Raw genomic sequence first — 6,203 nt, 5'->3', positions numbered from 1 at the left:
CGGAATGGAGCATGGTCAACGGCATCGAATTTTTATATATCCAGCCCGGAAAGCCCACGCAGAACGGTTTCGTGGAAAGATTGAACGGTACTTACCGTGATAATGTGTTGGACTGCTACCTGTTTGACACATTGGACGAAGTGAGGGAAGTTACCTGGCAATGGATGGATGATTATAACAATCACAGGCCACATGACAGTCTTGGAAATATGCCACCAACAGAATATGCTGCTCTATCCAATTTTGAAAGCGATAAACAGGCGTGTTAGGGTATTTAGGTTTAGGTTAATTTGAAGAGAATTTTGTAAAATTACACAGTCTTAATTTCGGGAAGCCGACAGTTAACCTATAATGATTTGATTGGAAAAAATCAACCTGCAATTCAATAAAAGGTTCTTTGAAATATTTGGCTCAAAAAACTGATTCTTTTTTAGTATTTAAAATACTAAAGGGATAACTAATGAAAGATGAAAATTCAATATTTATTGATGGAATAAATTTAGATATAGAAATGAGAGTATTCTTAATTGACTTAGCATATCGACTTATTAGAGATGGATATGTTTATGAAAAAGATGGTTTAAGTTACCAGACGAAGTTAGTACCATCTGATATTGCCTTTGTATATCAGGAATTGAGAAGGCAATTAAGCACGAGCATATATAGCTAACAACTGCCCTTATATTCCAAAGATTCTTCCCTGAATGAACTACCTTCTTCACCGGGAGTATCAGGGCTAGGCCAAACGCAGTAATAAGTTCCGTCAAAATATTGTACAACTGATTTACTTTCCAAATCAATTTTTTTGGCATATCCAATAGCTTTAATACACATCTCTCTTTCAGGCTTATTGTCGTAAATTACTTTATCATTTACCTTATACCTCGGATTTCGATCAATTGAAGTTTCGTTTAATTTCATAGTTGAATGATTGAAATGTTATAAAATAGTAAATTAGCAAAAAACAGCGCAAAATCAAACAAACATTTAATGTCTGATAAATCAAAACATACCAAGCCTTCTAATACTGATAATAGCGAGAATAAAGACAATTTCTCTCTGTTTGAAGAAGCTATGAAGAAGATAGCCAATACTTCCAAGGAGGACGTAGAAAAGGCTATAAAAGAGGAAAAAGAAAAGAAACAAAATAAAAAAAGCCGTTAAACTAATAACGGCTCCGAATTTAGAGCGACTATACTATTCTCTTGCTGGAGTTACATCACTTAATAAATAATAAAGCCCTGCTTTATACCGCTTTCTTTTCAACTTCAATTTTTAACACGCATTTTCCCGCTCCTTCACCATCGGTTTCAGCCCTAACCGTTGCAACATCTGCATATCTTCTGAAATACCCGGGTTGGGCGTTACAAGCAAGGTTTGTCTTTCGCCTGTGAAGATAGAATTAGCTCCTGCCATAAAGCACCAGGCCTGTTCCGCTTCTGTCATTTCTATACGTCCGGCGCTCAAACGCACCATGGATGCAGGCATTACAATCCTGGCGGTAGCGATCATTCTGACCATCTCCCAGATATCTACTTTAGGATTATCTTCCAGCGGCGTTCCTTTTACTCTTGCCAGCGCATTGATAGGAACAGATTCGGGATGCTTTTCCATATTCGCCAATGTACGAAGCATGGATATGCGATCTTCGCTGGTTTCTCCCAATCCTATGATCCCGCCGGAGCAAACAGTGATGCCGGCTTTCCTCACGTTGTTGATTGTTTCCAGGCGGTTGTCGAATTTCCTGGTAGAAATAATTTCGTCGTAATATTCTTCCGATGTATCGATATTATGATTGTAGGCATACAAGCCGGCTTCCTGCAGGCGTTGCGCCTGCGATTCGGTAAGCATTCCCAAAGTGCAGCAAACTTCCATCCCCATTTCATTCACTCCTTTCACCATTTCAATGATCCTGTCGAAATCCTTATTGTCACGCACCTCTCTCCATGCCGCGGCCATGCAGAACCTGGTCGACCCGTTGGCCTGGGCCGTAGCGGCATGCGCCAACACGGTTTCTGTCGGCAGCAGCGCCTGCACCTTGATATTGGTATGGTAACGGGCTGCCTGCCCGCAATAGGAACAATCTTCCGGGCATCCGCCGGTTTTCACAGACAACAAAGTAGATATCTGTACCTCATCCGGCTTATGCCATTCGCGGTGTACGGATGCTGCCGTATACACCAGTTCCATTAATGGTTTGTTGTAGATATCCAGTATTTCTTCTTTCGTCCAGTCGTGTTTCAACTGTTGTAAGTTCATAGTTTTTGTTTTAGTGAAATTCTCAGGTCAGTATTTCTGTGTGGCGTGCAGATTTCAGTGTTTCATCGCTAACGGCGGCAAACCATTCCCTGAACAGGCGGCCTTCAATTTCTGATACCCGGGCAGCGTGTTCTTTCCAGTTATCATCAAACCGGTCCAGTTGCGCCATCATTTCTTCCAGGTGCCCTTCTTCTTCCACGATGATGGATTTCACCATTACCCTGGAATCGTTGGCCGTCAGCACTTCCTGGTAAGCGGGATATAATTCGTCGGCCCGTACTTCTATAGCATAGGTAACAAAGAGATAGGCAGCGTATTTCAGGTCGTGGTTGGCCAGGGAAAAAACCTTTTTGATATAGCGACTGCATTCCACATCCAGTTTATGCAGGTATTGTTTGGTATGGATAGGCGCCAGCAGGTCGGTATTCCGGTAATACGTGAACCCTTCTACCGGCAGTTTAAGTATCTGTTTTTTGAGATAGTAGGCGTGGCGATGTTCTTCCGCCGCGTGTTTCAACTGGATGATGTCTGCTGTTTCAGCATTTTCACAGGCCGAGATCTTGCGCGCCCCGGCATTTTCCATAAAGGAGAGTGAATTCAGCCATTTGGCATGAAGAACAGGTTCCTGGACTATTTTCTGTAATATCTGTTGCATTTGACAAGTTGTGCGTCAAATGTATTACCTTTCCGGACGATTAACAGGTGCCAGTTTTAATATTATGGGTAGTCCGGTTTCTATTCCTTTCAAGAGTTTCATACAGGTAGACAGAACTTCCAGCAACGCGATCTATATGCAGATCGTCAACCAGTTGATACACGCCATACAACGGGGCGCCCTGCCGCCCGGCACGAAACTGCCCGGTACCAGGGCCTTAAGCGAGTTGCTGGACACCCACAGGAACACCGCTGTTGCCGTGTACGAGGAACTTTCAGCACAGGGCTGGATCGAAATCCGGCCTAACCAGGGCACTTTTATCGCTTCCCAGCTTCCAAACCTGGAAAAAGGGGCAAAAACAACCAAAAAGTACGCAAATACTACCGGTTTCAGCTTCGAAAAGTCGAATTTGCTGGATAATCCGTACGAATACACGAAATGCGATCATATTTTTACAGACGGCACCCCGGATATTCGTTTAACCCAGGTCAGCGACCTTTCAGGTTTCTATAGCTCCAATATGAAACGGAAGAGCAATCTCCGTAAAATGAACTGGTATAACCACGACGGGAGCGAGTATTTCAAACAGCAACTGGCCCGGTACCTGCACTTGTCGAGAGGCCTCAATATTTCTACAGACAACCTGCTGATCACCCGCAGCGCGGAGATGAGCTTATTTATTATATCGGAGATCCTTCTCCGGAAAGACGACGCCGTGGTTGTTGGCATGCCCGGCAACTTCTCCGCCAACATGGTATTCCAGAAAACGGGAGCCAGGATATATACGATACCGGTAGACCAGGAGGGGCTGGATACTCATGCCCTGCTTGAGTTGTGTAAGAAGATGAGGGTACGTATGGTATATGTCACCCCTCATCACCATTACCCGACCACCGTTAGCCTGAGCGCCCCCAGGAGGATGCAGCTGCTTCAACTGGCCCGGGAATATGGTTTTATCATCGTGGAAGATGACTACGACTATGATTTCCAGTACGACAAAAAGCCGTTGCTGCCCCTGGCCAGTGTTGATGACCAGGGAATGGTAATCTATGTGGGTTCATTTGGCAAATCGCTGGCCCCGGGCTTCAGAACAGGTTTCGTAGTATCGCCTGCCAACCTGATGAAGGAGATGCGTAAATACCTGGGGATCATTGACAGGCAGGGAGATATTGTGATGGAACAGGTATTGGGAGAAATGATTGAAGAAGGCGCTATACACCGCCACCTGAATAAATCGCTGAAAGTCTATAAAGCGCGGAGAGATACGATGGCCGACGGCCTTACCAGGGCTTTCGGGAACAAGTTAACATTTACAGTTCCATCCGGCGGCCTGGCGCTCTGGGCAACCTGGAAATACCCCGTAAATCTTCTGAGACTCAGCCAGGAGGCGTCTAAACAAGGGTTATTCATTCCCAAGACCTTGCTGTACCAGGATAAAAAGCTTACAGCTATGCGGATCGGGTTCGGGCACCTGGATGAAACAGAGATCGGGAAAAGCCTGGAGATATTAAAAAGCACGTTCAGTTCTATGCAGGCGAAGTAGCGTTTACAATTGATCCTGGTTCAAGGGGTTATTTAATGCCCATTTCTGCACTTCTATCAATACAGGCCTTAATGCTTTTCCTTTTTCGGTCAGCGAGTATTCTACCGTTGGAGGCACAGTTGCAAAGGCTTCCCGGCATATGATCTGTTTGCTTTCCAGTTCTTTCAATTCCTTTACCAGCATCCTGGTATTAATGCCGGCAACGCTTCTTTCCAGTTCTTTAAACCGCATTTTCCCGGTCATTAAGTTATTGATGATAGACATAGTCCATTTTCCCGAGATCAGGTCCATTGCCTCCCGGAAGGGGCAAGGCGCAGTATTTTCAGATTTTTTATTTTGTTGTAAGTCCATATAGCCCGCATTACTTTACCTTGTGTTACTATATGCCTAAAAAGTAACTACTTGTAAATGTACTATAAGATGAAGACTTTTGCCCAACATCAAATCAATGCTCTTATGTCTTTGCAGGTAATAGAACAATACATTACAGGTCAATTGCCAAACGTTACCACTTTGGATGCTATGGGATACAGGTTTTTCTTTTATGCAGATGAACAGGTTTTGCCGTTTGCAACTATGGCGCTGTCGGACAACGAATATGATAAAGTATCGGATCTTGACAGAACGGGAGTGTACAGGTTGAACATAGGTGTGCCTAAAGAAATGTTTGAACAATTGTTCCCTGAACCCGGCGGGGAATGGGATTATACTTCACTGAATATTTTTATGCCGCATCCTCATTATGCCGCCCAGCATTTTATCTGCATTCTGAACCCGGAAAATGAACAGTTAGCGGCAGCTTTGGAATACGCAGGAGCAGCGTATTTGTTGGCTAAAACGCGGTATGAGAGGAAGCGTAAAGCGAGGTAGGCTAATCAAAGTTATAATATGAAATAGGCTAATCAATATCAATTGATTAGCCCGAATATGTAGAAATGGATTTTGCCGAATTAATGAAGGGCACAAACAGCTACAGTGGCGTTGCCGTGGCCGTAAAAGTATTTGTCTCGGGGGTATCTCCCTGGTCATCATTGATATTTACAAAGACATAATGGCCATAATACTCCGGAACTCCTACAATAAATACAAAGATCCCTCCTGCAGCATCTACGATAGTTTCACCGGTTTTTGGATCAACCAGTTTGCAGAAATAACCCACAGGAAAATCTCCTTCCCCCAGTCTCGGGAACGTTAAGATGCGTGGAGTAGGATCATCTAACTTAAGTCCTTTTACAACTATCCCTGTTTCCTCCATCGAAAGATCCAACAGGTGAAGGTCTGCCTCCGGATGATTATTAAATGGCTTTCTGATATTATAAAGTACCTGTACACGGATAGAGTCTTGCGGCACATTTACATCACTTATAAATCCTTTTATTTTCAGCGTTTCGCTATATCCTGCCCTGAATGCCTGTTTTATATTGGGAATAACAACAACGTTGGTATCAGCAATTAGAGTAGAACTGGCAGCGTCTACCAGTTTTAATTTACCGGATTTACCCGCGGGTAAAAGAAGCTCCAGTACTTCTGATGCTTTGGGAACAATCTCTCCCAGCTTTTCAGTACCGAGGAATATTTCTGCTTTCCCTGAACCGGGAAGATTTAATAATGTAATCTGGAATCTGCCAAAGAAATGTTCTTCTGCCGGCTCGCCTTTACGGCAGGCGCCAAATAATACGACTAATAATAAAAGGAGTAAATAGTTTTTGTGCATACCGCTTATTTTACAAAAGTGATAACGTATAA

9 protein-coding genes and 1 pseudogene are annotated in these 6,203 nt (G+C 43.7%); 5 read left to right on the top strand and 5 right to left on the bottom strand.

Going from position 1 to position 6,203, the window contains the following annotated elements; genetic code table 11:
• Both BLV62_RS19625 and BLV62_RS19620 read left to right on the top strand, forming a co-directional pair.
• Positions 1-236 (top strand): annotated as a pseudogene (locus tag BLV62_RS19625) (integrase core domain-containing protein); the annotation flags it as partial.
• A 224-nt stretch (positions 237-460) separates the two neighbouring features.
• On the top strand, positions 461-670 hold the full coding sequence (locus BLV62_RS19620) for a hypothetical protein (RefSeq protein WP_089763669.1): 210 nt from the start codon (positions 461-463) through the stop codon (positions 668-670).
• Here the strand turns inward: BLV62_RS19620 and BLV62_RS19615 are convergent.
• Positions 667-921: a hypothetical protein gene (locus tag BLV62_RS19615; RefSeq protein ID WP_089763668.1), complete on the bottom strand. Its 255-nt coding sequence runs from the start codon at positions 919-921 to the stop codon at positions 667-669. The two genes, BLV62_RS19620 and BLV62_RS19615, sit on opposite strands and share 4 nt — an antisense overlap.
• A 69-nt stretch (positions 922-990) precedes the next feature.
• Here BLV62_RS19615 and BLV62_RS28380 point away from each other — a divergent pair, with 69 nt between their 5' ends.
• Positions 991-1,164 carry a hypothetical protein gene (locus BLV62_RS28380; RefSeq protein ID WP_168927918.1) on the top strand — a complete coding sequence of 58 codons (174 nt, stop codon included), beginning with the start codon at positions 991-993 and terminating at the stop codon, positions 1,162-1,164.
• Between the two features lie 111 nt (positions 1,165-1,275).
• Here BLV62_RS28380 and bioB read toward each other — a convergent pair whose 3' ends face one another.
• Together bioB and BLV62_RS19605 are read right to left on the bottom strand one after the other, a co-directional pair.
• The gene (bioB, locus tag BLV62_RS19610; RefSeq protein ID WP_089763667.1) at positions 1,276-2,259 is read right to left on the bottom strand and encodes a biotin synthase BioB; all 984 of its coding nucleotides are present in this window, start codon (positions 2,257-2,259) and stop codon (positions 1,276-1,278) included.
• Positions 2,260-2,281: 22 nt separating this feature from the next.
• Positions 2,282-2,914 carry a hypothetical protein gene (locus tag BLV62_RS19605; protein ID WP_089763666.1) on the bottom strand — a complete coding sequence of 211 codons (633 nt, stop codon included), beginning with the start codon at positions 2,912-2,914 and terminating at the stop codon, positions 2,282-2,284.
• A gap of 64 nt (positions 2,915-2,978) precedes the next feature.
• Here BLV62_RS19605 and pdxR point away from each other — a divergent pair, with 64 nt between their 5' ends.
• Entirely contained in the window at positions 2,979-4,457 is a 1,479-nt protein-coding gene (pdxR, locus tag BLV62_RS19600; RefSeq protein ID WP_089763675.1) for a MocR-like pyridoxine biosynthesis transcription factor PdxR, read from the top strand.
• A gap of 3 nt (positions 4,458-4,460) precedes the next feature.
• Here pdxR and BLV62_RS19595 read toward each other — a convergent pair whose 3' ends face one another.
• Positions 4,461-4,808 (bottom strand): winged helix-turn-helix transcriptional regulator, encoded by a 348-nt coding sequence (locus BLV62_RS19595; RefSeq protein ID WP_089763665.1) that lies wholly within the window; start codon positions 4,806-4,808, stop codon positions 4,461-4,463.
• Between the two features lie 105 nt (positions 4,809-4,913).
• On the opposite strand from BLV62_RS19595, the gene BLV62_RS19590 reads away from it, so the two are divergent.
• Positions 4,914-5,327: a DUF6194 family protein gene (locus BLV62_RS19590; protein WP_089763664.1), complete on the top strand. Its 414-nt coding sequence runs from the start codon at positions 4,914-4,916 to the stop codon at positions 5,325-5,327.
• Positions 5,328-5,427: 100 nt separating this feature from the next.
• Here the strand turns inward: BLV62_RS19590 and BLV62_RS19585 are convergent, their stop codons facing one another.
• The gene (locus BLV62_RS19585) at positions 5,428-6,171 is read right to left on the bottom strand and encodes a hypothetical protein (RefSeq protein ID WP_089763663.1); all 744 of its coding nucleotides are present in this window, start codon (positions 6,169-6,171) and stop codon (positions 5,428-5,430) included.
• Positions 6,172-6,203: the final 32 nt, after the last annotated feature.

It is taken from the genome of Chitinophaga terrae (ex Kim and Jung 2007), assembly GCF_900107795.1.
Lineage (GTDB): Bacteria > Bacteroidota > Bacteroidia > Chitinophagales > Chitinophagaceae > Chitinophaga > Chitinophaga terrae.
Note: the sequence above shows the minus strand (reverse complement) of the source record. Positions and strands in the feature narration are given on the sequence as shown.